The following is a 26,033-nucleotide window of genomic DNA, read 5'->3' as shown; positions in this document are numbered from 1 at the left end:
ATTATGCCGCTAGGAAGAACGTTATTTAAAAAACCTATTCATCGCGTTGAAAAAAAAGCAAGTGGATGGTTGTTAGAGGCTTTTACTTTTCACTTCGAAAATATGTGCTATTTTGTTCACTACTGTTAGTATGAAAGAAGTTTTGCAGCATGATTGAGGGGAGGATCATCGCCCTTTGGAAAGGACAATGATGGAACGGAAAATGCCTCGCCCGCAAAATTGCTTTTCCTGCCGTTGACATCATCTTTTTTCAACAATATGTCATGCTTTCATTTCACTCAAAGACGTAGGCAAATTGATTATAGATTTTCTACTATTTTAGTTACTTGTTAGATTTACCTATGCATTAATAGGCAAATAAATAGACCCTATCGACGTATATCTCATATCTTAATAATGAACTACAACTTATCAAAACAGGAGGTAATAACATGTTTCAACGAAGACGCCATCCGGCAAAAGGTCCACACTGCTGTCCGCCACAAATGATGCCAATGCAATATGATCCACCACAATTTTTACCACCAGAGCAATATGTACGCACAAATTATATCCATACGGTTGTTCCACACGTACAACCTGCACATGTTACAACAGTCAACAAACATATGATTGATCATCAGTACTATTTCCCATGCACAGAATCTGTCGTGAATGAATGCTGTGAAACACATACAATGTGCGGTATGCCACCTAACCCTTGCCATATGCCTATGCCACACCATCATAAACATATGCGCTAATACTAAAATAACGATGGGGTTGTCATATGACCCCATCGTTCCTAATATGTTCAGAAAAAAACCGAGTCACCTTTATCAGGGACTCGGTATCTTTATGATTAATACATTTTTAAATATTGATCGCGTTCCCACTGATGAACAGTTGTACGGTACATATCGAACTCGATTTCTTTTGCTTCTTTAAAGTTTGCATAAATATGCTCACCTAGTGCTTCCTGTGCTACTTGATCTTTAGCAAGTAATGTTAGTGCATCATCAAGTGCTGCAGGTAGGTTTTCAATACCATTTGCTTGACGCTCTTCTTCCGACATCACATAGATGTTGCGGTTAATAGCAGCAGGTGGAGTTAGGCTTTGACGAATACCTTCAAGACCTGCTTCTAAAATAACAGCCATCGCTAAATATGGGTTTGCAGAAGGGTCTACAGAACGTACTTCAACACGAGTTGAAAGGCCACGCGCAGATGGAATACGAATTAATGGTGAACGGTTTTGTGCAGACCATGCTACATAACATGGTGCTTCATAACCTGGTACTAGACGTTTATAAGAGTTAACTGTTGGGTTTGTTACAGCTGTGAAACCTTGTACGTGTGCAAGAACACCCGCCATGAATTGCATAGCTGTTTCAGAAAGACCTAATTCTGTAGATTCATCATAAAATGCATTTTCTTTACCTTTAAATAGCGACACGTTAAAGTGCATACCAGAGCCTGCTTCACCAAATAGTGGTTTTGGCATAAATGTAGCGTGCAAGCCATGTTTACGAGCGATTGTTTTAACCACTAATTTGAATGTTTGGATGTTATCACACGCAGTAACAGCATCCGCATATTTAAAGTCGATTTCGTGTTGTCCTGGAGCTACCTCATGGTGTGATGCTTCAATTTCAAAGCCCATTTCTTCTAGCTCTAACACGATATCACGACGGCAATTTTCACCAAGATCTGTTGGCGCTAAATCGAAATAACCACCATGGTCATTTACTTCTAAGGTTGGTTCGCCTTTTGCATCTAATTTGAATAAGAAGAACTCTGGCTCAGGCCCTAAATTAAAGCTTGAGAAGCCCATTTCTTCCATTTTTTTAAGAATTCGTTTTAGGTTGTTACGTGGGTCACCAGCAAACGGTTCGCCTTTCGCAGTGTATACATCACAGATAAAACGTGCTACTTTCCCTTTTTCAGAAGTCCAAGGGAATACTACGAAAGTATCAAGATCAGGATATAAATACATATCAGATTCTTCGATTCGAACGAAACCTTCAATAGATGAGCCATCAAACATCATTTTATTTTCAAGTGCTTTGTCTAATTGACTTACAGGAATCTCAACATTTTTGATAGTGCCAAGAATATCTGTAAATTGTAAACGAATAAAGCTTACGTTTTTTTCTTCGATGAGACGTTTAATGTCCTCTTTTGTGTATTTACCCACAGTTTTCCACACTCCTATAATTTGTCTAGCTTTTATGTTTACCCTACCCTATTTATTAATAGAATCGAGATAAATCCCCTCTTCGGATGGACGATTTTTGCATGCGCTGTGCTTGACGCATTTCTTCGCGCATAATTTGTCGTAATTCTGAATCACTTAAGTCTTGCTCATCAGTTGTTGCAACAGGATTTTTCTTTTTAGCAAATATTTTTTTAATCTTCGCCATATTCATACCCTGTTCTAAGTAGTCTTTAACCTCAAGCAATGTATCGACGTCATTTAGTGAAAACATACGTCGATTGCCTTCTGTTCGGTGCGGCTCAATTAAATGGTGTTCTTCATAATAACGAATTTGTCTTGCCGAAAGCTCTGTTAATTGCATCACGATACTCATCGATAATAACGGCATAGTTCGTCTAATTTCACGACTCATTTAAGTCCTCCTCCAATACCCGCTTATCATATAACGAAATTTTTTTACTGTCAACCAACCATGTAAGGTTATCTAACATGGTTGGCACTATTTTTTTCAATCAGATTAAAAATTGTAAAAAACTATTCATATTTAGGCTTTATCTATTGTCTTGTTATGCTTTTTGAATGGCTTGAACCGCACTGCAAATTGCAAATTTAACGTGTTCATATGTTAGTCCGCCCTGGATAAATGCTGTATATGGCGGTCGTATTGGGCCATCCGCTGTTAGCTCAATGCTAGACCCTTGAATAAATGTCCCCGCCGCCATAATGACATCATCTTCATAGCCTGGCATATAGGCTGGTTCAGGAGCATAATGGGCATTTATCGGTGAGTTCGCTTGTATTTCCCGACAAAAGTCAATCATTTGCTGTGCTGTTTGGAATGATACTGATTGAATTAAATCTGTACGCTTCGCATCATAGCTCGGAGAAGTGCTCATGCCGATTTCCTCGAGCATTGCAGCTGTAAATATCGCCCCTTTTAGTGCTTGCGATACAACATGTGGTGCCAGGAAAAATCCTTGATAAAAATCACCTAGTGTATTTAATGTGGCCCCCGCTTCTGCGCCAATACCTGGAGATGTCATACGATAAGCACATTTCTCCACTAAATCTGCGCGGCCAGCAATATAGCCACCAATTTTAGCCAAGCCTCCACCTGGATTTTTAATGAGCGAGCCTGCCATTAAGTCAGCACCGACCTCTGTAGGTTCCTGCGCCTCTACAAACTCGCCATAGCAGTTATCTACAAAAATAACAGCTTTCGGGGCTATTTTACGTACCTTTACACACATATCTGCAATTTCTTCAATTGTAAAGGATGGACGTGTTGCATAGCCTTTTGAACGTTGAATCGCGATCATTTTGGTTTGTGCTGTAATGGCCGCTTCTACACCTACCCAATCAATGGCCTGGTTATCTAGTAAATCCACATGTCGATAACCGATTTTATAATCTTTTAGTGAACCTGTATCTTTATCACCACCATCGACAATGGATTGCAATGTATCATATGGCTGACCAGAAATATAAAGCAGCTCATCACCAGGACGTAAAACACCAAATAGACTAAGCGTGATTGCATGTGTGCCTGAAATAATTTGTGGTCGGACTATGGCTGCCTCTGCACCAAATACTTCCGCATAAACACGCTCTAGATTATCCCGTCCCTCATCATCATAGCCATAGCCGTTTGATGGATGTAAATGATAATCACTTACTTGATGCTTTCTGAAAGCTGCTAGCACCTTCTGCTGATTGTAGAATGCCATTTCTTCTACCTTGGCATGATAAGGCCGAACTTGCTCCTCTACTTTTGCCGCTAACGATAGCGTTTCTATTGATAAATTTGATGTAAACGTCATTCTTTCTTCTCCATTTCACAATGTCTCGCATTTCAATCAGTAAGATTTATTAACTATCTAAATTGACTTCAATCACTCTAGAATTTCCTAACCAACTACTGGTATATGAACGCTTTTGACGAATGTTTTTCTTTATTTTAATCACATTTTATCAATTTGTATGTGCACCTGTAAAACTTGCCTATTGTTTCTAAGAGGATTTTACGCTAAGCTAATGTGCGGACTCATTTCAAGAAGCGTATTTAATGACCGATTTTGGCTATTAAATTCATAAATTCTGTTACGTAAAACGTCTTTTAACTTTTAAAAAAGTTTATTTATTGATAGAAGGGGTGAAAGGGATGGCTTGGGAGGTTTTTAGTATCATAGGAACAATTGCCTTTGCTATTTCTGGGGCAATTATTGCCATGGAAGAAGAATACGATTTATTCGGTGTATATATACTTGGTATTGTGACTGCTTTTGGTGGAGGAGCTATTCGAAATTTACTCATTGGACTACCTGTCACAACACTTTGGGGACAGGATATGATGTTTCAAATAGCGCTTGCTGCGATTACGATATTCTTTATTTTTCCACATCATCTGATTCAACATTGGCATCGTTGGGGTAACTTCACAGATGCGATTGGCTTATCAGCATTCGCTATTCAAGGCGCACTCTATGCTGTCAAGCTTGATATGCCAGTGAGCGCAGTCATTGTAGCTGCTGTTTTGACAGGTTCAGGTGGTGGTATTGTACGAGATTTATTAGCTAGAAGAAAACCATTAGTTCTCCGTGATGAAGTTTATGGAGTTTGGGCAGCTCTTGCTGGACTGTTAATCGGCTTCGAGGTTTTTACAGGGGACATTTTCCTTTATATTTTATTCGCAGTGATTACAGCTTTACGTATTCTTTCCTATATGATGAAGTGGCGCTTGCCATTACGTAAATTAAATCAAGCATAAACACCATTCAGCCAATGACCAAAAATTAAGTCATTGGCTGTTTTATTGTTTTAGCTAATGTTTCATTCCTTATATGATTAAAAAAGAGACATTTAACTTACCTTTTTAACAACTGCATTGATTCTTCTAAAGTCACCATGTTTTTCATCATCGAGCAAGCTGCATCTAAAATAGGAAAGGCTAATGCTGCTCCAGAACCTTCACCTAAACGCATATTCATGTACAACATTGGTTCAATGCCAAGTAATGCAGCGGCAATTTTAGCCCCTGGTTCCTCTGAGGCATGGGAAGGAATAATATAATCTTTTACTTTTGGTTCTAGCTTATAAGCAATGAGCGCGGCAATAGTTGAAATAAATCCATCAATGACAACAGGTTTACGATGGACAGCAGCGCCAAGTATAATGCCTGTCATCGCCCCTATCTCTAATCCTCCAACCTTAGCCAGAACATCAATAACATCATTTGGATTAGGCTTATTTAAGGTAATTGCTTTTTCAATAACTGCTGCTTTATAGGCAATGCCTCCTTGGCCTACTCCTGCACCAAACCCCGTTACTTCGATAGGCTTGCATCCCGTCAAAACAGCTAATATCGCAGCACTTGGTGTTGTATTGCCGATGCCCATTTCTCCAGTCCCAAGTACATCAGCACCTTTTATGATTTCCTCAGTGGCCACCTGGATTCCTACTTCTATCGATTGAATGGCTTCTTGTTTGGCCATAGCTGGACCTTGTGCCATGTTATCGGTACCGTATTTAATTTTATGAATAAGGACTCCTGCATCAAGTGGAATATCTTCTTTTACCCCAACATCTACTGTGACAACCTTTGCATTGGTAATGCCCGCAATCGCACAAACGCCTGTACCTCCCTCAGGAAAATTTAATGTTTGAAAGACCGTCACATCTTGTGGATTCGTGGTTACACCTTCCTCGCAAACACCATGATCTGCAGCACAAACAATCATCACCTTTTTGTCGATCATCGGATATAAGTGTCCTGTTATCCCAGAGAGCTGTACAGCAAGTGATTCTAGTTTACCCAAGCTACCTGGGGGCTTACAAAGCCCATCAATCCGTTTTCTAGCCTGCTCCATACTTTTCATATCAACCCCTTGAATATTTTGAATCGTATCTTGTAATAATTGCATGATTATTTCTCCTCTCGTTCTCATTGAGACAAAATAAAAAATCTGTAGTTTATTGTCATGACAAATAAACTACAGACTTTTCCATCATCTATATCTTCTAAAGCATGTAGGCAGGTCTCCTGGCTCAAGTTCAACATCTCATAGCACCTTCCCAGCAATTCGCTAGTGGCATACACTATGAAACTCCCTTATACAGTGGCGGGTCCGCTAAAGCTTTTCACTTTATTCCCTATTCTCCCAAGTGGGCACCTATTGCTTTTATGTAATTATGTTAAATCTACTTTACAACTTTTTTAGTGTCAAGAGGAAAAATTTTTTTGAGTGTTAACTTAGTACAACCAGCTATTCAAACAATTTAGGCTTATTAAGAGCTTGTAACAACAAATGAATCCCTCTCGTTCACCTGATTGTTATTAACTTCAAATATTTTATCTGCTTCACTTATTAAAACAGGGTGATGAGTAACCAATATAACAGTCTTTTGTTTTTCTTTATTTAAATATAAAAGTAATGTTTCTATATTTATTTGGTTGTCTTTATCAAGCGCAGAAGTAATCTCGTCAAACAAATAGATATCCGCATCTCTTAGAAGCGATCTTGCTATTGAAAGTCTTTGCTGTTGCCCAGTAGATAATTCAAGCCCATTATGCCCAATAAGAGTTTCAAATTTATAGTCCAACGTTTCTATATATGAATAAATGTTAACCATTTTACAAATTTGAATTAATTCTTCATCCGTTGCATTCGGCTTTGCTAATAACAAATTTTCCCTTATTGTCCCTGTCATTATAAAATGCTCTTGCGTTACCAAACATACCCTTTTTCTATAAACATCATTAGGAATATATCTAATATTTTGATTGGATAGAAATATTTCACCCTGATAATTAATGTATAAACCTGATAATATATTCAATAATGTCGATTTACCTGATCCGCTTTCTCCCTTAATCAATACAATTTTCTTCAAAGGTATTTGGAAATTTATATTTTCTAAAACTGGAGATAATGCATTAGTATAGGTAAAGCTTACATTCCGTAACACTATTTTGTCTTTTCTAAAATGATGCGATGAATTTACATAGTCTGATACTATCAATTTCCTTATATTGTATTTATTGTCTCCCATTAAGTTTTTTACTCTATTTACAGACACAATTGCTTCTTGTAAAAAGGAATTTAGTTGAGAAAATCTTAAAAATGACTGACTAAAGTTATTGGCATAGGTTGTGAATGCTATTAATACTCCTAAGGTGAGGCTGCCTTTATAAATAAAGTAGGCACCTATAATAAGGATAATCAAATAACTTGTAAAGTTTAATAATTCTATTATTGATCCTGATTTTATACTTAAACGCATTTTATCAAGAGTATTTTTGTATAATAAGGTAATTCTCTTTTGATAGTTATCTATGGCGTTTATCTCATTATTAAATATCTTAAATAATTTAAATGATGACAGTATTTCTCCCAGATAGGTTAAATAAGAATCTAAATCTTTTTTGATGGCAGTATCCGTCATCCTTATTTTTTTTCCATAATATTTAAAAATGATAAGTGCTAAAGGACAAGCAATGAATAAAATACTAGCTAAAATAAAATTAAGATTTATCAATATTACGAACACAATTATTATACTGATAAAATCTACAACAATATTTAAAAACTCTGATACTACTTCAGAAAATGCCTTTGTATCATTTTCTATTTTATTCATCAGTTCACCTTTTGCTTTTAATTGATACTCATCCATGTCCATAGCCATGATTCTTTTTATTATCTTTAACTTAATATCCATTTGTAGATAGCAGGCAAATTTCGTTAAATAATATTTTTGGATTACTTTAAAAAATAAATTAAAAAGAAACAAAAAAGCCATAAACACTATAATTATGAATGCGGAATTGAGGTCTTTTACTGTTATAGAATCAATAAATTTACCAAATAAAAGGGGGTGTACTATACTTAAAATCATTGAAATGCCCATCAAAATATTTACTTGAAATAATTTTGCTTTGTATGGCTTTGTATATTTAAATACCTCACCTAATATTTTCATGAAATAATACTCTGTCTCCCTGATTTAGTTAAGGTTTTCTTATAACCTTTTGATATACAGATAAGCATTTTTCGGTTCTTCTTGTAATATTTGTAGAAACTTTTCCATATACGGATCTTTTTCATTACTTATGAACAAGTTTTCTACTGACTTCTTTTTCGCCTCACTAAAGAGCATGCTTTTGTTGGTGTATATAACCTTTTGCTCAATTGTTCTTTTTAAAACCTCATAGCAATTAGTTTGTTCCTTGGTTTCCCACTGTTCATCCATTAATGTATTTATCATGTCTTCTATAATATTATAGCCATAATTAAATTCAAAAAATTTATTAGAATACGGGCGTATTTCAATGATGTTGCCAGAACTACTAATAATATTTTCTAAACTATTGTTATCTGGAAGGCTAAAAACCCTCGTTATTTTCAGCGTGTGATACGGAATGTTGTTGACACCGAAGCTCTCCATTATTTGAATAATGTCTTTATAAACATTCGCATAATTCTTCACTTTTTCTATACTCACACCTTTGTATTGGATAGTAAGCCCGTTATATTGATAATTTTGATAAGGTTTATTTAACAGTTCCTCTTCTTTATATCCATTATAAAAATGTAAGCTTAATAGAACGAAAAGCATCATACTGGTGATAATTCCAGCAATCCACTTTTCCGTTTTATTTGTGGCCCTCCTGCTGAATAAAATCGCGAACAATATAGAGCACAAACAAACGGATAAAACACCTATAACATTTAAGTAATGAATGAAATCTGGATACATAAAGTTAAGAGTAGGAGCTATATATTGAATCGTTTCTAGTCTATAACCATGCATTAACATTAATAAAAAATAAATGATGACAATTAAAATTATAGACACTGCTTGATTTTTAAAAATTGTTGCCATCAAAAATGGAATGGATATAGTAAATAGCTGAAAAACAAAAACAATAAGGAGAATTTTATATATCGGTGTCTCTACATATACAAACTTTACAAAACCAACTAATAACATAATTGCAGGGGTGGTCAAAATAAAGCTGAAAACCCATTGCCATAATAAAAGCTTTCCATTCGATATTGGGGAAATCATTAAAATTTTCTCTACATGATACCTTTGATGCAAAGTTATAATTTGAATCGTTAAAACACTTGAGAAAATCCCATATAAAGGAATCAATGCTTGAGCATCACTGACTGTAAAGAAATACTGAGAGATACATAATAGAATGACGATAGCATAATAAGTCAACAAATAATCACTTCGTAAGACCACTTTCGACCAAAATAAAAAGATATCTCTCATTTGTCATTCACCCTTCTTTTAAATAGCAACACATTTCCAAACATAAATAGTATGCCAATACTTAGAAAAATACCTCTCTTTACATTAAATAGCAGGTCAGTCATTTGATGTTGTATAAAATCAGGATTAAACCATATAGAAAAATAAGGAGAATTTAAATAAATGCTGAATACCAAATATATTATTAGTAAAATGTGTAGATATACAGTACGTTTCAAATAAAAGGAAATGAAAAAGCTAAAGGTAATGCTGTAGAAAATAGAAAGGAAGACTTGAAACAATGTAATTAATAGAATGCTAATAGGAACTTTATTTACATAAAAGATAAAAAAAACTACGTAGAAGAAAAATAGATACACTGAAACAAAAAGAATAACTGCTACGATTTTTCCAACTATATACATCGATCTATTTGTCAATTTTAGTAGGATGACTGCTCTTTCAAAAGATTGAAGATACCCCTTCCAAACATAAGAAACCATACTCGGTATTAAAATAAGTAAAAATACCATTTGTAACTGAAGTGTTCCATACCATTTTTCAATCAAAGTTTCCTGAGTGTCTAAGTTATTCATTATAATTGGAAGAACCAACATTATTAGTATAAGAATGACGGAAATAGCTCTACTTTTTATGAGTCTTTTTAATTCAAAGTTTATTAAAAAAGGTAATTCTCTCATATGGATAACTCTTTTCTATTTATATAAATATATGCATCCTCTAGAGTAGGCTCTGTCGATATACTTCCTTGTAACGGACTATCTGCAATGTAACGAATCTCAATACTGCTGCCTTTATCTTGTAAAGATACAAATAAATCCACATGAGGTATTTCATCATCTAAAACATTATAAAGCCATACCTTCCCTTGAACTTTATTAATAAGGTCTATTGTACTACCTAAGTAATTCACTTTTCCTTTTTGTAGCACCATCAAATTTTTACATGTAGAAGCAATATCTTGTACAATATGGGTTGAAAGCAGAATAATTTTATCTCGACTAATCCGAGTAATTAAATTTCTAAAGGAAATGCGCTCATGAGGATCTAAACCTACTGTTGGTTCATCAATAAGTATTATTTTGGGATTACCAATTAAAGCTTGAGCAATGCCAAATCTTTGTTTCATACCACCCGAAAGTTCTTGAATATATTTTTTTTGTTCGCTTAATAGCCCCACCTCTTGAAGTCTTAAGTTTATTTCCTGTTTTCGGCTTGCGCTATTATTCATTCCTTTTAATTTACATAAATAATCAAATGACTCTTCTAAAGTAACCTTAGGGAAAAAATCGAACTTCTGTGGAAGATAACCTAATATTTCACAAACCTTAAGTGGTTCTTTTTTTACGTTTAGCCCTGCAACTTCAATTTCTCCGTCATCAAATGGAAGTAATGTAGAGATTATTTCCATCAATGTTGTTTTTCCTGCTCCATTTTCCCCTAATAAACCAAATACACCATTATGAATTTCTAAGGAGACATTATCTAGTACCTTTTTATTTTTATAAATTTTTGTTAAATTCTTAATTTTGATTTCCATTTTTAACAAACTCTCTTGTATTTTTCTTTTCTAATAATAGTTCTCTTTGTTCATCTGATAAACGTAAATATAAATGCAAGGTAGCTTCTAATTGCTTTTGAGTTAAAATGCAATAATGTAAAGGTGGTGTCGTTACTTTACCTGTTGATTCTAAATTTTCATGGTGACACCCACCCCCACATAAATTTTTTGCCCAGCATTTATTACAATTTAATCTATTTGAAACATGTGCTTCTTCTAAAAATTTTGACTTAGCAATGGAATATGTTCCTTCAAAAATATTTCCTTGTTTATACTCTTTATTATTGACAAAACGATGACAAGGATATAAATCACCATTAATATCAACTGCTAAAAAATTAACCTCTGCACCACAAAAATATGTTGATTCGTGTCCAATATGAATACGTTCTAAATTCTTCATTATATTATTGAGTTTGACTGCTTTATAATATTCTTTTTTATTTACCAAATATTCGAAATAACAAATTAATTCATCATAACTTTTAGACAATTCAATGAATTGATCTTCTGTAAACATCTGCATAGCTGGGGCAGTATAGATACTCCTAAAATTCAAGTCGAATAGATGCTCATATATATTTACCAAATCAACATTATTCGGAGTAATGGTTGCCCTAACTCCTAGTTGTTTTTGCTCCCTTAATTCTTTTGTTCTGTTTAAAATAACATCATAACTTCCCTTTTTATTTCCGTAAAAACGATTTATGTCATGCTCGCTTTTAGTCCCATCAACACTTACTTGAACAGCGATGTTATTGTCTAAAATAAATTTTGTGATTTCTTTATTTATTAGCGTTCCATTACATGTCATACTAAAGCCAATTTTTTTATTATGTAATTTTACTTTGTGATTTGCATATTCTACTACTTGCTTAATTACTGGAAAATTTAATAAAGGTTCACCCCCAAAAAATACAATGGATAGATCATCACGATCACCTGACTGTTCTAGCAAATAGTCTATTGCTGATTTTGCTGTAATTATAGACATTCTGCCTTTTTCGTTATATTCTCCGTCACCAGCGTAACAATATTTACATCGTAAATTACATTCTTGGACCATCATTAATGTGAGTGCACTTATGTTTTTAACATTTTCTTCGTTAACAGCATTTCTATCAGTAGTATCATTGATAATCCTATTTTCTATTAGTGATTCAATAATATTATTAAATTCATTTTCAGCTATTTTATCTTTTAATTGATTAAAAACTTCCACTATGCTTTTATTGTCACTTGATAAAATAGAATAAATAATATCATCTATTTCAAATAAACCATTAGTATTCGGTACATAAATATATTTTTTATGATTAACTTCTAACTCTTTAAAATTTGATACTTTAATTTTTTTCTCCATAGATTCAATCATAAATACCCCCCATTTCTTGATACAATGTAGAGTAAATAATGATTTTACTCTACATTGCCAAATAAAAAATTAAGCACTTGTTTTAACCGTCTGTATCTTTTCTAAAACAAGTTTCCCAGCCTCCAGCACATCCCCAATCCATAGCATCACACTTATTGCAATAATCTTTTGCATCACAAAAAACACACCATTTAGATCTAGAGCTAGCACTATTAAAACCATGATTAATTCTCTTGAGCATTTTTTCACCTCCTCAAATCCCTTATAACTCCAACAAAACAATTAATTATTAGGTATTAATATGTAAATATTAATTTGTTTTGTAGTTCAAATTTAACAAAATTTCTCAAATAAGGTATCCGTAATTTCCGCAACCTTAGTGAAATTTAATTATTTTTTTGAAAAATTGTCACTATTTACATTTGATTAAACGATATTTTTTATCCAGAATATAGAATAAAATGGAATTTATTGATACGATATCTTCTGAAAATAAATGGGGGGGATTATTACATATGATAAAGTTAACACCTAAAGAATATGAGATTTTAGAACGTATTGCTGAGGACAAAACCAATAATGAGATTAGTTTAGAATTAGGTATGAGTAGGAGAACAGTGGAATATCATATATCTTCTATTATTCGCAAATTAAATGCAGAAACTCGTTTAGGTGCTGTTGTAACAGCTATTAAACTAGGCTTACTAAGTATTAAATAAATTTTTCCTCTCATAAAAGATTTAATTTTGGAGAAATCCCTGTATATGAGACTCCATTAAACTGCTCTGTTAGTTAGAACGAACAAAACAAAAAAATAGACCAAACATATTTTAGTGATATGCTCCCTATTAGGTAGACAGATGAAAAAATAAAATCTGTTTATCTAAGGGGAGTATTTTTTATGGGGCGAAGCAAACATTCACTCGAGTTGAAACTATATATCCTTCAATTGTTCGAAGAAGGTCACTATTCTATCAATGAATTGTGTGAAAGGTTTTCAATAGATCATCAAACTTTTCATAGATGGAAAATGAAATTTGAGGCAGGTGGACGTGAAGGATTACAAGAAGCTACTTCATGTAAGTTCTATTCAAAAGAGTTAAAATTAGCGGCTGTGGAGGACTACATTCAACGAAATTATTCACAGATGGAGGTGTTGGCGAAATACGAGATTAGCAGTACCTCCGTTTTAAAAAGCTGGGTAAAAAAGTATACTAGTCATAGTGAAATAAAAGATTCAGGTAAAGGAATGAGTCAAGCTATGACCGAAGGAAGAAAGACAACTTTTGAAGAACGTATTGAGATTGTCGAGTACTGTTTGAAGCACCAGAAAAATTATCAGTTGGCAGCGCATACCTATGGTGTTTCGTATCAACAGGTATATCAATGGACGAAGAAATTTGAAACGAATGGTGAAGAGGGATTACGTGATCGTCGTGGTCGCACAAAAGATGAAGTCGAATTAACCGTTGAGGAGAAATTGAAATTAGAGATTCAACGTATTGAACGTGAAAATGAACGTTTACGTGCAGAAAATTTATTTTTAAAAAAGTTAGAGGAAATCGAAAGGAGGCATCGTTAAGCCAAATACGTCTACAGCAACGCTATTTAGCGATTCAAGATTTACATCGAGAGGAAGAACTTTCGATTCTTTTACTATGTGAAATAGCTGATGTTTCGCGTGCAGCTTACTATAAGTGGTTAAGTCGCAAGCCTTCTAACAGAGAAGTTGAAAATGAAGCCATTTTAAAGGACATTCATCTCCTTTACCAACAAGTAGATGGTATTTACGGCTATCGTCGTACAACGTTGACAATCAATCGTCAGCGAAAAGAAAATAATCAAACGATGGTTAACGAAAAGCGTATTTATCGTTTAATGCAGATTAGTGGATTGAAGTCTGTTATTCGTAGAAAGCGCAAGCCTTATCGTAAATCCCCAGCACATCATGTGGCGGAGAACGTATTAAATAGAGCATTTACATCGAAAAAGCCCAATGAAAAATGGTGTACAGATGTCACAGAGTTTAAGTATGGAAATGGGAAAAAAGCTTATTTAAGTGCAATTATCGATTTATATGATGGTTCAATTGTGAGTTATGTGTTAGGTCATTCGAATAATAATTCCCTTGTTTTCAAAACAATAAAATTAGCTATTCAATCATTACAATCAGGCGAACAGCCCTTAATACATAGTGATCGAGGTTTTCAATATACATCAAAGGAATTTAAGCGAATTGTGGAAACTGCCAATATGACACAGAGTATGTCCCGTATTGGTCGATGTATTGATAACGGACCAATTGAATCATTTTGGGGCACATTGAAGTGTGAGAAATATTATTTACATAAGTACGATTCATATGAAGAGTTAAAACTAGCGATTGATGATTATATTCATTTTTATAATTACGATCGTTATCAGAAAAGGTTAAGCGGCTTGAGTCCGTTAGAATTCAGGACTCAAGCCGCTTAATACATTTTTTATTATTTCCACTGTCTACTTGACGGGGTGCAGTTCACATAATATGTCTGGTCTATTAATTTTAATAGGGTTGAAAGTTGTCATTCCAAGATAAGGAACTCTTTTTTACTCACACTTTATTTAAATTCTAATTCTCCATCATAAGCCAGCATGCCGCCTTCAAGGTTTGTTACATCAAATCCTTGTGCCTCTAAGTAAGCACACGCATTGGCAGAACGAGCCCCAGCCTTACATACAATAATATATGGCTTTTCTACATCTAATTCCTCTAAACGTTCAGGGATAGTTCCGAGTGCAATATGTTGAGCACCTGGGATCATGCCATGTGCTACTTCATCCTCTTCACGAACATCGATAATATATAGGTCCTCATTTGCATCTAACAGATCTAATAATTGTGTTGTTTCCATTGTTTTCATAAACTTTGTCCTCCAAAATATAAAATTCCACTATCATTATAGCTTGTAGAAAAAAAAACAGCCAGTGTGAGTACACTAACTGTTTAACAAACTTATTATACTTCTGTCTCTAAAAACTCAATTTGTTTTGCTGGTACGAATGTAGAAATGGCGTGCTTGTAGATTAGGTGCTGCTTATTTTCAGCATCAAGTAGTAATACTGTAAAATTATCATATGATTTCACAGTCCCTTTTAACTGAAATCCGTTTAACAGAAATACAGTTACAAAAACACTGTTTTTACGTAGTTGGTTCAAGAACGTATCTTGCAAATTGATTGATTTCATCAAATAGCCTCCCTACTAACTTTCTACCTCTTCATTCCTATAGTAGCATGTTCTACCAATTTATCAATTAGTAATTTTTAGAAATTTTTCTTATTTCTTATAATCGATCATCAGGCGTAATAAAATGGACATCCATTTTATTACGGAAATAAGTAAGCTGTCTTTTTGCATAGCGACGGGAATTTTGTTTTAAGCTATCAATGGCTTCCTCTAGGGTACATTTACCATCTAAATAATCATATAATTCTTTATACCCGATGGCTTGTATAGACTGCACACCACGGATATTTTGCTGCCATAATCCCTTCACCTCTTGCAGAAGACCATTTTCCATCATTAAATCAACACGACGATTAATACGGTCATATAGCACGTCACGAGACATGTTTTGACCTAACCCTAAAATAACATGTTGGTAAAGGGGTACTTCCCCTCGATTTTGCGCTTCAGCTGCTTTTGATACCCCGCTTAATTCCAGCATTTCTAATGCACGAATAACACGACGTGTATTGTTTGGATGGATTGTCTCCGCTGTTTGAGGGTCTAGTTGCTTTAATTTGTCATGCATTGCCTCAGGGCCAAGCTTTGCTAATTCCTCATAGTAGGCTTTTCGTGCTTCTTCATCTACTTTTTCATCAGTAAATTGGAAATCATAGAGGACAGCTTGTACATATAAGCCAGAGCCCCCTACTATTATAGGTAATTTTTGACGAGATTGAATTTCCGCGATCTTCGCACGTACTAATTTTTGATAATCTGCTACCGAAAAAGATTCTGTAGGCTCTAAAAAGCTTAGTAAATGATGAGGAACGCCCTCCATCTCTTCTTCGGTAATTTTAGCTGTCCCAATATCGAGCCCTTTATAAACTTGCATGGAATCACCATTAATGACTTCACCGTTATATTTTTTTGCTAGTTCAATGCTTAATGCCGTTTTACCAGAGGCAGTCGGCCCCACTATTGCTACGACCTCTGCCTGCTGCAGTTTAGTTTCTATCATATTTTTCTAACCACCGTAATAAAACTTGAAAGACCGCTTCTTGATTGTCTTCATTTAAAATTTCATGTCGTTTATCCTCGAATAAATAAACCGTTACATCCTCTACACCCACTGCTGCTAACTGTTCAGCAACTTTGTAAACGCCTAGCCCCTGTTCACCAACTGGATCTTTACTGCCACTAATCAAGAGAATAGGGAGGCCTTTTCTTACTTTTGCTAATTCTTTTTTACGATTTAGTGTGGCAAAGCCAGTTGTCAAATCCACGAAAAATTGATTCGTTGGAATAAAGCCACAATAGGGATCATCGATATACCTTTGCACCTCTTGTTGTACTGAACATAACCAATCATAGGCAGTCTTCGGATTGGGAAATTGCTTATTAAAGCTACCAAAGCTCAATTGATTTAACAGCTTACTTTCAGTTTCTTTTCCTAGTCCCTTAGCTAAAGCCTTAGCTACTAGATTTCCTACAGCATGCAAGGCTGTCACATTTCCAGTGCCACAGAGAATAACATTGTCTACTTGCTCTCCATATAATTGAATATAGCGTCTAGTAATGAAGGAACCCATACTATGGCCAAAGAGAATAAATGGTACATTAGCGTATGGTACGTGAAGTTGTGTAATCACTTCATGAGCATCTTTTACAACACGCTCAAAGCCGTTTTCTTCAGCAAAAAAGCCCAATGTCCCATTATATGCTGCCGTTTCACCATGCCCACGGTGATCGTGCATCGTCACAACATAGCCTGCTGCGTTAAGTGTTTTTGCAAAGGTTAAATAGCGACCGCTGTGCTCTGCCATGCCATGCAAAATGTGAATATGTCCAATACATGGCGTTGAAGGCTCCAATGTTCGAGTGAAGACAAATTGTTCATCCGACATTTGAATATAACGCTCCATCCCTTACTCCCCTTCTTTCACAAAATTTGTTGCATCGTTAATGGCTTGCTCTAATTCAGCAATATACCTATTTTTTTGTTCCTCCGTATAATTTAAACGTTGTTGCATCACTTGAATCACTTGCTGTTTATAAAGCTTTACTGCTTCAATATCGAAGTATAATAAACCAGTCCGACGAATAAAGAAGTCGCTTGGTGTATAGACCATTTCGGCTTCAATGCCATACAGTAGCATCGCATGTAAGGCAAGAGGCATTGTACTGCCATGTTCATGTAAAAATTTCACGCGATCGAATAAGGCATCTACATTCGTGCCATACTTTTGTACGAGATGCTTGGCTTCGTCATAATTTAAGCCATACTGTACGCCTTCTCGTGCTTTATAGGCAATATAGTCAGGGAAATTAATAGCGTTGATTCCCTTTGCACCAGAAAGTGCTAGCTCACGTGTTAAACAGGCACTTGCATGCTTGTAGCGACGGGCCTTCACAATTTTATCCACAATCGTTTCAGCCATTTGGCGATAGCCCGTTAGCTTTCCACCCGCAATCGTCATTAAACCACTTGGCGCTGTCCAAATTTCATCTTTCCTTGAAATTTCTGATGGATCCTTGCCTTTTTCATAAATCAGAGGTCGGACCCCTGCCCAAGAGGATTCAATTGTGTCTCTTGTGATAGTAGCAGTTGGAAAGATCTTTTTTGCAGCCTCCATTAGATAATCCACATCTTGCTGTGTTGCCACTGGATGTACAGGATTACCTTCATAGACAGTATCCGTAGTCCCTACATAGGTTTTGCCATCTCGTGGAATGGCAAAGGCCATACGACCATCAGCAATATCAAAATAAACAGCTTGCTTTAGCGGAAAATCCTTTTGTTTGAAGACAATATGAACGCCCTTTGTTAGACGTAATTGCTTGTTATCTGCTACTTTATCTTTTTGTCGTACGTCATCAACCCAAGGACCTGTTGCATTCACAATTTGGGCGGCATGGACATTGAGCATTTTCCCTGTCACATGATCCCTCACTTTAATGCCAACAAGCTTTTTCTTTTCGTAGATAAATTCCGTCATTTCAGCATAATTGAGGCAAAGCGCTCCATATTCTACAGCCTTTTTTAATACTTCAATTGTTAGGCGGGCATCATCTGTACGGTATTCTACATAATAGCCACCGCCGACTAAGCCCTCTTGATTGAGTAAAGGCTCTAATGCCAAGGTTTCCTGAGCATTTAACATCGTTCTACGTTCATGTTTTTTGACACCTGCCAAGCGGTCATAGACCTTTAATGCCATAGATGTTGTGAAGGGACCGAGTGAACCCTTTTTATATAATGGTAATAGCATTTTTTCAGGCGTTGTGACATGTACAGCATTATCATAAACAATTTCACGCTCTCGCCCTACTTCGGCTACAACTCCTACATCAAATTGCTTTAAATAACGTAAACCACCGTGAATCAATTTGGTTGAACGGCTCGACGTACCAGCTGAAAAATCCTGCATATCAATTAATGCAACAGAAAGGCCTCTTGATGCGGCATCTAATGCAATTCCTGCACCTGTAATACCGCCACCAATTACTAATACGTCAAAGCTATAGTGCTCTAGATAATATAAAATTTTTGGTCGCTGCTCAAATGAAAACATACCTTTCTCCCCCAATAGCTATGATTTAAAAATTCGTGTTGCCTCTACAGCCTTCTGCCATCCTGTGTACAGAGCTGTGGCTTGTTCTTCATCCATGTGAGGTTGATAGGTTTCCCCACTCACCCATAATGCCGATAAAGCCTCTTGGTTTGGCCAGAAGCTTGTCGCCAGCCCCGCTAAATAGGCTGCACCGAGTGCTGTTGACTCATTCAATTTTGCTAGCTCTACTTGTAGCTGTAAAACATCACTTTGGAACTGCATTAAAAATTGATTTTTGACAGCTCCACCATCTACACGCAGTACTTCAATCGGAGTACCTGCTGCTTCTTCCATTGCGTCTAGTACATCTTTCGTTTGATAGGCTAATGATTCTAGTGTTGCTCGAATAAAATGTTCTTTTGATGTTCCACGTGTTAACCCAAAAATTGCGCCACGTGCATCTGTATCCCAGTAAGGCGTACCTAGCCCAACAAAGGCAGGGACAACATAAACCCCATCGGTATGATCTACTTTTCTAGCATAGGTTTCAGAATCCTCTGCTGTACGGATCATCCTTAGTCCATCGCGTAGCCATTGAATAGCTGATCCTGCTACGAAAACGCTACCTTCCAATGCATAGGTCACTTTCCCATCTATTCCCCACGCAATGGTTGTCAATAAACCATTTTCTGATGTCACTGCCTGCTTTCCTGTATTTAATAGCATAAAGCAGCCAGTGCCATACGTGTTTTTAGCCATTCCTTTGCTAAAACAAGTTTGTCCAAAAAGTGCGGCTTGCTGATCACCCGCAATCCCAGCTATCGGAATTTTTTCTCCAAAAAATATACTTGGAGCCGTTTCTGTATATATTTCTGATGAATTTCTCACTTCTGGAAGCATGGAAATTGGGATAGCTAAAAGCTCACAAAGTTCCTCATCCCACTTCAATTCATGAATATTGTAGAGCATTGTTCGAGCTGCATTTGAGTAATCGGTCACATGAGCCTTTCCCTTTGATAATCGCCAAACAATCCACGAATCAATCGTCCCAAATAATAAATCGCCATTGTCTGCCTTTTCACGAGCACCTTCAACATTATCTAAGATCCATTTAATTTTTGTCGCTGAAAAATAAGCATCTAAGCGAAGCCCTGTCTTTTGCTGAAAATGTTCTTCATGTCCTTGTTCTTTTAAGGTATTCACAATGTCCTGTGTTTGGCGTGATTGCCAGACAATCGCATTGTAAATCGGCTGACCTGTGTGTTTATCCCACACCACTGTTGTTTCGCGCTGATTGGTAATACCAATCGCATGAACCTCACTTGCTTCATGGCCACTTTCAGTTAATACTGCCGCAATAACGGACAAGATAGAACCCCATATTTCATTGGCATTATGCTCTACCCAGCCAGCCTTTGGAAAAATTTGTTGAAATTCTTTTTGTGCTACATGAACAATTTGACCTTTTTTATCAAATAAAATGGCTCTTGAACTTGTCGTTCCTTGATCAATCGCTAAAATAAATTCGCCCATCCATTTTCCCCCTCTTCCTTACATAACCCGTTTGAACATTTTTTCCACTTCATATGATGTAAAGTGAATAAGCACTGGACGTCCGTGTGGGCATGTAAATGGATTATCTGCATTGCGTAAATCACGCAGCAATGTTTCCATTTGCTCTTTTGTTAAATAATGATTGGCTTTGATTGACTTTTTACAGCTCATCATAATCGCGGCTGCCTCACGTAGTTTTTTGATATCAGCCTTTTTAGTTGTCAGCACCTGTTCAATTAAATCCTCAATGATTTCCTGTTCCTCCCCTTGTGGGAACCAACTCGGATGCTCACGTACAACAAAAGATGATTGTCCAAATTCCTCTAAAAACACGCCTACAGCTTCTAATTCATGCCTGTGTTCTCGTAAGATCAGTGCTTCATCGGCTGCATAATGAAATGTTAGTGGTAACAATAATGCCTGACGTTCATGAGGATTAACTTGACCGACTTTTTCACGGAAGAATTCGTATTTAATGCGTTCCTGAGCAGCATGCTGATCAATTAAATAAAAACCATCCTCCATTTGCGCGACAATGTATGTGCCATGTATTTGCCCCACTACTTCGAGTTCAGGAAAGGGTTCCTTTGTAGGCATTTCTTCCAATATTTCCGACTGTGCAGCTATTGTTACTTCATCAATTGTTTCAGCCTCTATTTGTGGTGTAAGCTGCCAACTTTCATCTCGAACCGTAGAAATAGGCTTAGGCTCAACTATCTGTTCAAGATTGTTTTCTTGAATGGTTTGGACATCATATAATTTTTCTACGATGGCATTCATTTTCTCCACATCAATCTTTGGAGCAGGCTCCCATATGTTTAATTGTTCAGTAGCTGGTTTAACTATTTTTTCTTTCTTTTCCATTTGTGGAACTCGAATAATGTTGCGTATTGTTTCACGAATGGTTTCCTCTATTAACTTCAAAAGCTCAGCCTCTTTACTTAAACGAATTTGATGTTTTGCAGGATGCACATTCACGTCTGTTAAGTAAGGATCACCCTCTATATATAGAACAACTATTGGGAAGCGCTCGATAGGTAAATACGTATGGTAAGCATCTACAATAGCCTTTTGTACTAAATAATGCTTGACCCAACGACCATTGACAAATAGAGTCATATAATTTTTAGAAGCACGTGTTACCTCTGGTAAGGATACAAAGCCAGAAATTCGATAATCATGTGACTCGCCTTGGAATGGCACCATTTTCTTGGCATTATGTATTCCATAAATAGCTGCAAGCACTTGTTGTACATCTCCTCGGCCATTTGTTTGCAGTAATTGTTGACCATTATGCAATAATCTGAATGCTATTTGTGGGTTACCAAGTGCGAGGCGATTCATCAGGTCTATTGTATGCCCAAGTTCGGTTTGAATGGTTTTCATATATTTTAAACGGGCGGGTGTATTAAAGAATAGCTGGGAGACTGTTAAATCAGTCCCTTTACGCAACGGACCAGGTTTATGAGTGAGGATATGTCCACCTTCAAGGTCTAAATGTGTTCCGGATTCACCATTTGATGTAATCAATGTCATTTTAGAAACAGAGGCAATGGATGCTAGAGCCTCACCACGGAAGCCAAGTGTTCGAATACGAAATAAATCATGTTCCTGATGAATTTTACTAGTAGCATGACGAGAGAATGACATTAGTGCATCCTCTTCATCCATACCGCTACCATTATCTATTACTTGAATGGAAGTGAGACCTGCTTCTAGTAAAAAAACATCAATGGACGTACTCCCAGCATCAATAGCATTTTCCACTAGCTCTTTGACAACAGAGGCTGGCCTTTCTACTACCTCTCCTGCTGCGATTTTATTGGATAGCCATTCGTCCATAATTTGTATGTTTCCCACTAACGTATCACTCCTTTATTTTTTAGCGTTCACTAGTTCTTGCTGTAGCTCATATAAAATATTCATTGCCTGCATCGGTGAAGTACCTAGAATATTTACCTTTTCCAATTTCTTTAGCACCATTGTCTCGGCTGGGGAAATCGGTTCCTCCTCTGCAAATAAAGACATCTGTACTGGTTGTTCAGCTATCACCTGTGTTTCGGCAACTACTTCTTTCCCTGCCTCAAAGTTCTCAAGTAATACACGTGCTCTAGCTAAAATTTCCTCAGGTAATTGAGCAAGCTGTGCCACATGTATACCATAGGATTTATCAGCCGCTCCTTTTTTCACCTTATGCAGGAAAACGACCGTACCATTTTTTTCAGTGGCTGAAACATGCACATTTTGTAAGCGTGGCAAATCCTTTTCAAGTGCTGTCAATTCATGATAGTGCGTAGAAAATAACGTATTGGCCCCAATTTTATCATGAATATATTCCATCATCGATTGTGCCAAACTCATTCCATCATATGTCGATGTTCCACGTCCAATTTCATCAAATAGCATCAAGCTATTTTTTGTTGCATGCGTAATTGCATGTTGCGATTCAAGCATCTCCACCATAAATGTAGATTGCCCTGCCGCTAAATCATCAGCCGCTCCAATCCTAGTAAAAATTTGATCAGTAATCGGCAGCTTCGCTTTTTCAGCGGGTACATAGCAGCCCATTTGTGCCATAACAACAATTAATGCAACTTGGCGCATATAAGTACTTTTACCTGACATATTCGGCCCTGTAATAAGCATCATATTATTCTGCTCTTCTAGCACACAATCGTTTGGTACATACATTTGCTTGTTCAGCATTTTTTCAACGACAGGATGGCGTCCTTCTATAATTTTAAGGGCACGTCCACCATGAAATTCTGGTTTCGTAAATCGATATTTTTCTGAGACGCTTGCAAAGCTTAATAAGACATCCAATTCACTAATGTTTGCTGCTAGTGCTTGGACACGCGGAATATAAGTTTTTAGTACATCACGAATTTCTACAAACAGGTTGTACTCTAATGTTAAGCTTTCTTCTTCAGCATTTAAAATCAATGCTTCTTTTTCTTTTAGTTCCTGTGTAATATAGCGTTCCGCATTCGCCAGTGTTTGTTTGCGCTCATAGCGTGTTAAATCTGCTAAATGAATATTTGATTTTGTAATTTCTATATAGTAACCAAAAATGCGATTATAGCCAATTTTTAAATTTTTAATACCCGTTTTCACACGCTCTTCTTGTTCAAGTTGGGCAATCCAATCCTTACCATTACGAGCAGCATAGCGAAGTTCGTCTAAGCGTTCATTATAGCCGTCACGGATAACATCCCCTTCTTTAATGGTAATAGGGGGATTATCTGTAATCGCTTTTGCTAATAATGCCTCGACATCTGAACATGTATCAAGTTCCGCACCTAATTGTTGTAATGTTTCTTTATTTGACCCCATCAACTGCTGTTGAATAGTTGGCACTTGGCGTAAAGAATCACGCAATTGGGCTAAGTCTCGTCCACCCACATTGCCAAAAGCAACACGACCAGCCAAACGCTCTAAATCATATACTTGTTTTAAGGATGCTTGAAGCTCTGTTCGTACAAAATATTCTTCCAACAAATCCGTAACAATCGCTAGTCTAGCCTCTATTGCTGACCGTGTGGCAAGCGGTTGGTGTAGCCATTGCTTTAATTTTCGTCCACCCATCGCTGTCACGGTGTCATCTAATAGCCATAAGAGGGTACCTTTTTGATCGCCACCACGAATCGATTGAATCAGCTCTAAATTGCGCTTTGAGCTAGAATCAATGCGTAAATAATTTTTAATTTCATTAAATGTGAATGCCTGAATATGTGATAAAGATCTCATTTGCGTTTGGTCGATATAAGCTAACAATCGAAGACATGCAATTTGTAACGGTTTTGGTACAGCTTCTAGATAACTTGCTGCTTTGTCCATGGGCATTTCATTCACTTCAATTGAAAGTACGATACCAGCATTGACGGCATGCTCTGCTAATAATAGCTGCAAACTATCCGTTACAATCAGCTCTCGAATTCCGTAAGCCTGCATTTGCATTAATAAGGCTTTGCCATCGCCTTCAATAGAAGATGCTACTGCCTCACCTGTGGATAAATCTAAATAAGCATAGCCAAATGTTGTGTCATCTAATTGCTCTGCCGCTCCAATAAAATGATTAGATTTACCATCAAGAGCCTTTCCTTCCATAATTGTTCCTGGTGTGATAAGCTGAACCACTTCACGTTTGACCACACCTTTTGCTTGCTTTGGATCTTCTGTTTGTTCACAAATAGCCACTTTATAGCCTTTTTGCACAAGTGTTTCAATATAATTTTTAGCCGAATGATGCGGCACACCGCACATTGGTATTCGTTCTTTTGCGCCTGCATCTCGGCTTGTTAATGTAATTTCTAAAATTTGTGAGGCATTAATTGCGTCCTCAAAAAACATTTCATAAAAGTCACCTAATCTAAAAAATAAAAAGGCATCTTTGTAATCTTCCTTTACCTGTAGATACTGTTGCATCATTGGTGTATATGTTGTCATATCACTATTTACCTCGCTCTTGCCTTATAGATATATTTATTATAACAAAAGATACATGCGAAACGCTTCATTCACCTTTTTTAAGATGCTAGCATTTCGCATGTATCAAAAAATGATGTTTTTTAGACTTATCTTGGTCGTTCATCAGGAAACGATGAAGACTCTAACACATACCTGCCTTCTCCTTCAGAACTTGAAGAGGAGCTAGAACTAGAGCTTGATGAGGATGAAGATGAACTTTCATCATTAAGGCTCCAATCTTCTTCATAGTCTAGTGGATGGACACTAATACAAATTGTTGTTTCACCCATTACCTCAACAACTACTTCACGTTCCACTACAATTTCAAACTTTGTACCACATGGAGAGATAATCGCTTCAATACAATTTGGTTCTTGTATCACACGTACACGAACATCATCACCAACGCTAATTTCACCGTCTCGATAGTGAAGCTTCACTTTGTCTTTATAGTGAATCGTTTCAGAAAACACAGCTGTTTTCGAATGATTACTATAGGCATACCAAACATTGACATCAAATTTCCCTGTTACTTCTACAAATTTCCCGACTCTTTTTGCAGAGCAAGTGTGATTGATTACCCAGCACCCTAAAATACTTGTCGGTTTATTTGTTGGTGATAATGTTACACGTTCTTCCGTTCTCTTCTTCCCTTTGGCAACTACTGCTTTCGTCACGATTTGTCGTAAACGTTTCAGCGCAATTCCTCCTTCGACTCTTTTCACTCCATCATATGCAGGTAGCGCCCATTGGGTGAACATATATTTTTAGAGAATGAAATGGATCATTTAAAACTTTTCGATGAGAGGTCTATTATAGCAGCTGAATGCTTCAAT

At 36.4% G+C, this 26,033-nt stretch carries 21 protein-coding genes, 1 pseudogene and 1 riboswitch; of the genes and pseudogenes, 4 read left to right on the top strand and 18 right to left on the bottom strand.

Features of this window, described 5'->3' with window-relative positions; translation table 11 throughout:
• The first annotated feature begins 431 nt into the window (after positions 1-431).
• On the top strand, positions 432-743 hold the full coding sequence (locus NP781_RS03070) for a CotD family spore coat protein (protein WP_004225802.1): 312 nt from the start codon (positions 432-434) through the stop codon (positions 741-743).
• Positions 744-841: 98 nt separating this feature from the next.
• Here the strand turns inward: NP781_RS03070 and glnA are convergent, their stop codons facing one another.
• From glnA to NP781_RS03055, 3 genes are all read right to left on the bottom strand, one after another.
• The gene (gene glnA, locus NP781_RS03065) at positions 842-2,176 is read right to left on the bottom strand and encodes a type I glutamate--ammonia ligase (protein WP_004225810.1); all 1,335 of its coding nucleotides are present in this window, start codon (positions 2,174-2,176) and stop codon (positions 842-844) included.
• A gap of 55 nt (positions 2,177-2,231) precedes the next feature.
• A complete protein-coding gene (locus NP781_RS03060; protein WP_004225812.1) occupies positions 2,232-2,609 on the bottom strand; it encodes a MerR family transcriptional regulator in 378 nt (125 codons plus the stop codon).
• A 154-nt stretch (positions 2,610-2,763) separates the two neighbouring features.
• A complete protein-coding gene (locus tag NP781_RS03055; protein WP_257521345.1) occupies positions 2,764-4,017 on the bottom strand; it encodes a methionine gamma-lyase family protein in 1,254 nt (417 codons plus the stop codon).
• A gap of 341 nt (positions 4,018-4,358) precedes the next feature.
• Between NP781_RS03055 and NP781_RS03050 the strand changes: the two genes are divergently transcribed.
• Positions 4,359-4,964, top strand: coding sequence for a trimeric intracellular cation channel family protein (locus NP781_RS03050; RefSeq protein ID WP_257521344.1), 606 nt, complete (start codon positions 4,359-4,361; stop codon positions 4,962-4,964).
• A 97-nt stretch (positions 4,965-5,061) separates the two neighbouring features.
• Here NP781_RS03050 and cobT read toward each other — a convergent pair whose 3' ends face one another.
• The 6 genes from cobT to NP781_RS03020 form a co-directional block, all read right to left on the bottom strand.
• Positions 5,062-6,117: a nicotinate-nucleotide--dimethylbenzimidazole phosphoribosyltransferase gene (gene cobT, locus NP781_RS03045; protein ID WP_257521343.1), complete on the bottom strand. Its 1,056-nt coding sequence runs from the start codon at positions 6,115-6,117 to the stop codon at positions 5,062-5,064.
• A gap of 91 nt (positions 6,118-6,208) precedes the next feature.
• Positions 6,209-6,385: riboswitch (cobalamin riboswitch) on the bottom strand.
• Positions 6,386-6,481: 96 nt separating this feature from the next.
• Positions 6,482-8,176: an ABC transporter ATP-binding protein gene (locus tag NP781_RS03040; RefSeq protein WP_257521342.1), complete on the bottom strand. Its 1,695-nt coding sequence runs from the start codon at positions 8,174-8,176 to the stop codon at positions 6,482-6,484.
• A 39-nt stretch (positions 8,177-8,215) separates the two neighbouring features.
• Positions 8,216-9,478 carry an ABC transporter A family member gene (locus NP781_RS03035; RefSeq protein WP_257521341.1) on the bottom strand — a complete coding sequence of 421 codons (1,263 nt, stop codon included), beginning with the start codon at positions 9,476-9,478 and terminating at the stop codon, positions 8,216-8,218.
• Positions 9,479-10,154: 676 nt separating this feature from the next.
• Positions 10,155-11,018, bottom strand: a complete 864-nt coding sequence (locus NP781_RS03030) for an ATP-binding cassette domain-containing protein (RefSeq protein WP_221680431.1) — start codon at positions 11,016-11,018, stop codon at positions 10,155-10,157.
• A complete protein-coding gene (locus tag NP781_RS03025) occupies positions 11,002-12,414 on the bottom strand; it encodes a PapB family radical SAM/SPASM ranthipeptide maturase (RefSeq protein WP_257521340.1) in 1,413 nt (470 codons plus the stop codon). The genes NP781_RS03030 and NP781_RS03025 overlap by 17 nt, the downstream gene beginning before the upstream one ends.
• A gap of 82 nt (positions 12,415-12,496) precedes the next feature.
• Complete coding sequence (locus NP781_RS03020) at positions 12,497-12,655, bottom strand: freyrasin family ranthipeptide (protein ID WP_156113266.1); 159 nt, start codon at positions 12,653-12,655, stop codon at positions 12,497-12,499.
• A 283-nt stretch (positions 12,656-12,938) separates the two neighbouring features.
• Here NP781_RS03020 and NP781_RS03015 point away from each other — a divergent pair.
• Together NP781_RS03015 and NP781_RS03010 are read left to right on the top strand one after the other, a co-directional pair.
• Positions 12,939-13,133 (top strand): annotated as a pseudogene (locus tag NP781_RS03015) (response regulator transcription factor); the annotation flags it as partial.
• Between the two features lie 182 nt (positions 13,134-13,315).
• Positions 13,316-14,889, top strand: a protein-coding gene (locus tag NP781_RS03010) for an IS3 family transposase (RefSeq protein WP_257521339.1) whose coding sequence is annotated in 2 segments (ribosomal slippage) — positions 13,316-13,958 and positions 13,958-14,889 — 1,575 coding nt in all. Because the reading frame shifts where the segments join, the coding sequence is not laid out codon by codon here.
• A 125-nt stretch (positions 14,890-15,014) separates the two neighbouring features.
• On the opposite strand, the gene NP781_RS03005 is transcribed toward NP781_RS03010, so the two are convergent.
• The 9 genes from NP781_RS03005 to cotE form a co-directional block, all read right to left on the bottom strand.
• Entirely contained in the window at positions 15,015-15,317 is a 303-nt protein-coding gene (locus tag NP781_RS03005) for a rhodanese-like domain-containing protein (RefSeq protein WP_009371183.1), read from the bottom strand.
• Positions 15,318-15,412: 95 nt separating this feature from the next.
• The gene (gene hfq / locus NP781_RS03000; protein WP_004225825.1) at positions 15,413-15,643 is read right to left on the bottom strand and encodes an RNA chaperone Hfq; all 231 of its coding nucleotides are present in this window, start codon (positions 15,641-15,643) and stop codon (positions 15,413-15,415) included.
• A 97-nt stretch (positions 15,644-15,740) separates the two neighbouring features.
• Positions 15,741-16,643, bottom strand: coding sequence for a tRNA (adenosine(37)-N6)-dimethylallyltransferase MiaA (miaA, locus tag NP781_RS02995; RefSeq protein ID WP_255601689.1), 903 nt, complete (start codon positions 16,641-16,643; stop codon positions 15,741-15,743).
• The gene (locus tag NP781_RS02990; protein ID WP_257521338.1) at positions 16,630-17,547 is read right to left on the bottom strand and encodes an alpha/beta fold hydrolase; all 918 of its coding nucleotides are present in this window, start codon (positions 17,545-17,547) and stop codon (positions 16,630-16,632) included. Before NP781_RS02990 ends, miaA begins: the two co-directional genes overlap by 14 nt.
• A gap of 3 nt (positions 17,548-17,550) precedes the next feature.
• A complete protein-coding gene (locus NP781_RS02985; protein ID WP_221682700.1) occupies positions 17,551-19,197 on the bottom strand; it encodes a glycerol-3-phosphate dehydrogenase/oxidase in 1,647 nt (548 codons plus the stop codon).
• Between the two features lie 18 nt (positions 19,198-19,215).
• Positions 19,216-20,709 carry a glycerol kinase GlpK gene (glpK, locus tag NP781_RS02980; protein WP_221682701.1) on the bottom strand — a complete coding sequence of 498 codons (1,494 nt, stop codon included), beginning with the start codon at positions 20,707-20,709 and terminating at the stop codon, positions 19,216-19,218.
• A gap of 18 nt (positions 20,710-20,727) precedes the next feature.
• Positions 20,728-22,590, bottom strand: a complete 1,863-nt coding sequence (gene mutL / locus NP781_RS02975) for a DNA mismatch repair endonuclease MutL (protein ID WP_257521337.1) — start codon at positions 22,588-22,590, stop codon at positions 20,728-20,730.
• Positions 22,591-22,605: 15 nt separating this feature from the next.
• Positions 22,606-25,176 carry a DNA mismatch repair protein MutS gene (gene mutS / locus NP781_RS02970; protein WP_257521336.1) on the bottom strand — a complete coding sequence of 857 codons (2,571 nt, stop codon included), beginning with the start codon at positions 25,174-25,176 and terminating at the stop codon, positions 22,606-22,608.
• A 128-nt stretch (positions 25,177-25,304) separates the two neighbouring features.
• Complete coding sequence (cotE, locus tag NP781_RS02965) at positions 25,305-25,958, bottom strand: outer spore coat protein CotE (RefSeq protein ID WP_221682704.1); 654 nt, start codon at positions 25,956-25,958, stop codon at positions 25,305-25,307.
• Positions 25,959-26,033: the final 75 nt, after the last annotated feature.

It is taken from the genome of Lysinibacillus sp. FN11 (genome assembly GCF_024628845.1).
Classification (GTDB): Bacteria; Bacillota; Bacilli; order Bacillales_A; family Planococcaceae; genus Lysinibacillus; species Lysinibacillus capsici.
Note: the sequence above shows the minus strand (reverse complement) of the source record. Positions and strands in the feature narration are given on the sequence as shown.

Bases quoted from the DNA above. Each gene is read 5' to 3' on its own strand.
- NP781_RS03070 (WP_004225802.1), top strand. From the start codon at position 432: ATGTTTCAACGAAGACGCCATCCGGCAAAAGGTCCACACTGCTGTCCG.
- NP781_RS03060 (WP_004225812.1), bottom strand. From the start codon at position 2,609: ATGAGTCGTGAAATTAGACGAACTATGCCGTTATTATCGATGAGTATC.
- NP781_RS03055 (WP_257521345.1), bottom strand. From the start codon at position 4,017: ATGACGTTTACATCAAATTTATCAATAGAAACGCTATCGTTAGCGGCA.
- NP781_RS03050 (WP_257521344.1), top strand. From the start codon at position 4,359: ATGGCTTGGGAGGTTTTTAGTATCATAGGAACAATTGCCTTTGCTATT.
- cobT (WP_257521343.1), bottom strand. From the start codon at position 6,117: ATGCAATTATTACAAGATACGATTCAAAATATTCAAGGGGTTGATATG.
- NP781_RS03040 (WP_257521342.1), bottom strand. From the start codon at position 8,176: ATGAAAATATTAGGTGAGGTATTTAAATATACAAAGCCATACAAAGCA.
- NP781_RS03035 (WP_257521341.1), bottom strand. From the start codon at position 9,478: ATGAGAGATATCTTTTTATTTTGGTCGAAAGTGGTCTTACGAAGTGAT.
- NP781_RS03030 (WP_221680431.1), bottom strand. From the start codon at position 11,018: ATGGAAATCAAAATTAAGAATTTAACAAAAATTTATAAAAATAAAAAG.
- NP781_RS03025 (WP_257521340.1), bottom strand. From the start codon at position 12,414: ATGATTGAATCTATGGAGAAAAAAATTAAAGTATCAAATTTTAAAGAG.
- NP781_RS03020 (WP_156113266.1), bottom strand. From the start codon at position 12,655: ATGCTCAAGAGAATTAATCATGGTTTTAATAGTGCTAGCTCTAGATCT.
- NP781_RS03005 (WP_009371183.1), bottom strand. From the start codon at position 15,317: ATGAAAACAATGGAAACAACACAATTATTAGATCTGTTAGATGCAAAT.
- hfq (WP_004225825.1), bottom strand. From the start codon at position 15,643: ATGAAATCAATCAATTTGCAAGATACGTTCTTGAACCAACTACGTAAA.
- miaA (WP_255601689.1), bottom strand. From the start codon at position 16,643: ATGATAGAAACTAAACTGCAGCAGGCAGAGGTCGTAGCAATAGTGGGG.
- NP781_RS02990 (WP_257521338.1), bottom strand. From the start codon at position 17,547: ATGGAGCGTTATATTCAAATGTCGGATGAACAATTTGTCTTCACTCGA.
- NP781_RS02985 (WP_221682700.1), bottom strand. From the start codon at position 19,197: ATGTTTTCATTTGAGCAGCGACCAAAAATTTTATATTATCTAGAGCAC.
- glpK (WP_221682701.1), bottom strand. From the start codon at position 20,709: ATGGGCGAATTTATTTTAGCGATTGATCAAGGAACGACAAGTTCAAGA.
- mutS (WP_257521336.1), bottom strand. From the start codon at position 25,176: ATGACAACATATACACCAATGATGCAACAGTATCTACAGGTAAAGGAA.
- cotE (WP_221682704.1), bottom strand. From the start codon at position 25,958: ATGTTCACCCAATGGGCGCTACCTGCATATGATGGAGTGAAAAGAGTC.